We start from the raw sequence: 3,249 nt of genomic DNA on the forward strand, positions 1-3,249 counted from the left end.
CACTTGTGGTGAGAGCACCTCGAGAGCAAACTATAGGCCTGACGCTGGGAAGCAAGGTAGAAGTGGCCTTTAATCCAGAAGAGGTTCAGCTAGTATAAAACAGATTAATTTGTTCCTTGTATAACCACTTTCAAAGCAGAGGTGGTATTTCTAAAATAATAAATTCCTGCTGTAAATAGGAAAAAATAGCAGGAATTTATTGTTTTATGCAGAATATTATACGAGTACACAGCCAGAGTCTATAATATACGGACAAGTCAGCCATGTGGATGCATTGAAAGTATATTTGTAATTTCCGCTCTTATGGTCTGTAACCCTGTCGGTCACGGATAGTTAATAAGTGCGCACCTAGGCTTATTTTGTTTATGCAAAATGAACCCAAGGTGCTTTTTTATTATAATTTGGTACTTTTATAGAACATTATAGAATATTTTTGAATGTTTTCCTAACAATAAGACTGATACATACTATTTTGGATTTGCGGGGAGGGTGCGTAGATGCTTGATATTAAAGAGCGGATTCGCAACAAAGCTTTACGTGCAAAGATTGCAAGCGCTGAAGAGGCAGCTAATAGTATTAAATCAGGAATGAATATTGGTACCAGTGGGTTTACACCTGCAGGTTATCCAAAAGCAGTGCCATTGGCATTGGCCGAAAGAATAAAACAAGAGCATTTCTCCGTAAATTTATGGACAGGTGCTTCGGTCGGCAAAGAACTTGATGGAGCATTGGCAGACAGTAAAGGAATTGCCAAACGGCTGCCTTATCAGACGAATGAGACTATCAGGAAAGCTATCAATAATGGCACTATCCAATATATTGACCTGCACTTAAGCCATGTAGCCCAAATGTCGCGCTATGGCTTCTTAGGCGGAAAGGTTGATGTAGCTATTGTGGAAGCCTGTGCTATTACTGAAGAAGGTCATATTGTGCCGACAACTTCACTGGGGAATGCAGCCTCTTTTGTTCACAGTGCAGATATGGTTATTGTTGAAATCAATACCAGTCAGCCGCTTGAACTGGAAGGTATGCATGACGTATACATACCGCTTGATCCACCGCATCGTCAGCCAATACCACTTGTCAAAGCCGGCGATCGTATTGGCACACCCTATATTCCTTGCACTCCTGATAAAATAGCGTATATTGTTCCCTGTGATATCAAAGATGATGTACGCCCGTTGGCGCCCATTAATGATGATGCCCGGGCTATGACTGCTCATCTTATCGATTTTTTACATCACGAAATTAAAGCCGGTCGGATGCCAGCCAATCTGCTGCCCTTACAATCAGGTGTAGGTTCAGTAGCTAATGCAGTTATTGCTAGCTTGGCTGATTCCGACTTTGAAAATCTTACTGTATATACTGAGGTTATTCAAGATGGCATGTTTGACCTTATTGATGCAGGCAAACTGATTATTGCTTCAGGAACTTCTATTACCCTTTCTCCTGATGGTTTAACACGCTTTTATAATAATATTGCAGAATATCGCAAGAAAATTATTTTAAGGCCGCAGGAAATTGCCAATAATCCGGAAATTGCTCGGCGTCTAGGTGTAATTGCCATGAATACTGCCATTGAATTTGATATTTATGGTCATGTTAATTCCAGCCATATTATGGGTACAAAAATGATGAACGGCATCGGTGGGTCAGGCGATTTTGCGCGTAATGCCTACTTAACCTGTTTCTTCTCCAATTCAATTGCAAAAAATGGTACTATTTCTTCAATTGTTCCCATGTGTTCACACATTGATCATACAGAGCATGATGTTGATATTTTTGTTACCGAGCGAGGGCTTGCCGATGTTCGCGGTTTAAGTCCCAAGGAACGTGCTAGAGTTATTATTGATAAATGCGCCCATCCTGATTATCAACCAATGTTGCGCGAATACCTGGAGCGGGCTGAGAAAGCTACCGGATTTGCGCATACGCCACATCTCTTACATGAAGCTTTGTCTTGGCATACTCGCTTCCTGGAAACAGGCAGTATGAAATAAACAACACTTAGCGCCAGATGGGGATTGATATCCTGTAACTGCAGCTAAGACGTTCTTATCCAGAGACTTAACTGCTTTTGGCGCATATGACAAAGGCGGTAGTCTAAAAGATTAATCATCGGATAATAAAAAAATGACTTATACTGACAGGAATTGTTCCGATGAATCAGCGAATTAGTTATTAAAGGAGGAATTTAGAACATGTGCACTGCTAACCTAGCTAGCTTGAAGGAAAAAATGGCTGAGTACACTGGTAAGGTGGAAAAAGCACAGGCCAAATTTCCGGAACGTAAAAACCTACCTTACAACAGGCTTTATACTCCCCTTGACGTTGAAGGCATCGATTATGAAAGAGATATTGGTTTTCCTGGGGAATATCCGTTTACTCGCGGCGTGCAACCAACTATGTATCGTGGTCGCTTCTGGACCATGCGTATGTATGCCGGATTTTCTACAGCCGAAGAATCTAACAAACGGTATCGTTACCTGCTGGAATCAGGTAGCACTGGCTTATCCTGTGCGTTCGACTTGCCAACTCAGATTGGCTATGATTCAGATGATCCGATTGCCGAAGGTGAAGTGGGTAAAGTAGGCGTGGCTATTGATTCGCTGGAAGATATGGAAATTCTGTTTGACGGCATTGATCTTGGCAAAGTGTCAACATCTATGACCATCAACGCTCCGGCTGCCGTACTGTTAGCCATGTATATTGCTGTTGCTGAAAAGCAAGGAGTTAGTCCTGATAAACTTAAGGGAACTATTCAAAATGATATTTTAAAAGAATATGCGGCCCGTGGCACCTATATTTTTCCGCCAAAGCCTTCCATGCGTCTGATCACCAACATTTTCGAATATTGTTCCAAACATGTTCCTAATTGGAACACTATTTCCATTTCGGGTTATCATATCCGTGAAGCTGGTTCAACGGCTGTTCAAGAAATTGCCTTTACCATTGCTAACGGGATTGCTTATGTTGATGCTGCGATTAAAGCCGGCTTAAATGTTGATGATTTTGCCGGTCGCTTATCTTTCTTCTGGAATGCTCATAACAATGTGCTGGAAGAAGTGGCTAAGTTCCGGGCATCTCGTCGTATATGGGCCAAAATAATGAAAGAACGTTTTGGCGCAACCAACCCCAAATCATGGATGCTTCGCGTACATACGCAAACCGCCGGTTCCATGCTTACTGCCCAACAGCCGGATAACAACATTATCCGCGTTACCTTACAAACGGTGGCAGCCGTTCTTG

General features: G+C 42.2%; 2 protein-coding genes. Both read left to right on the forward strand.

Features of this window, described 5'->3' with window-relative positions; all coding sequences use genetic code 11:
- The first annotated feature begins 497 nt into the window (after nucleotides 1-497).
- The gene (gene scpC, locus AC29Z1_RS13265) at nucleotides 498-2,000 is read left to right on the forward strand and encodes a succinyl-CoA:acetate CoA-transferase ScpC (RefSeq protein WP_488271932.1); all 1,503 of its coding nucleotides are present in this window, start codon (nucleotides 498-500) and stop codon (nucleotides 1,998-2,000) included.
- A 237-nt stretch (nucleotides 2,001-2,237) separates the two neighbouring features.
- The coding region (locus tag AC29Z1_RS13270; RefSeq protein ID WP_488271933.1) for an acyl-CoA mutase large subunit family protein at nucleotides 2,238-3,249 on the forward strand (1,012 nt) is incomplete at its 3' end.

The organism is Sporomusa sp. (assembly GCF_057736855.1).

Excerpts from the sequence above, each read along its gene's own strand:
- scpC (WP_488271932.1), top strand. The coding sequence starts at position 498 with ATGCTTGATATTAAAGAGCGGATTCGCAACAAAGCTTTACGTGCAAAG.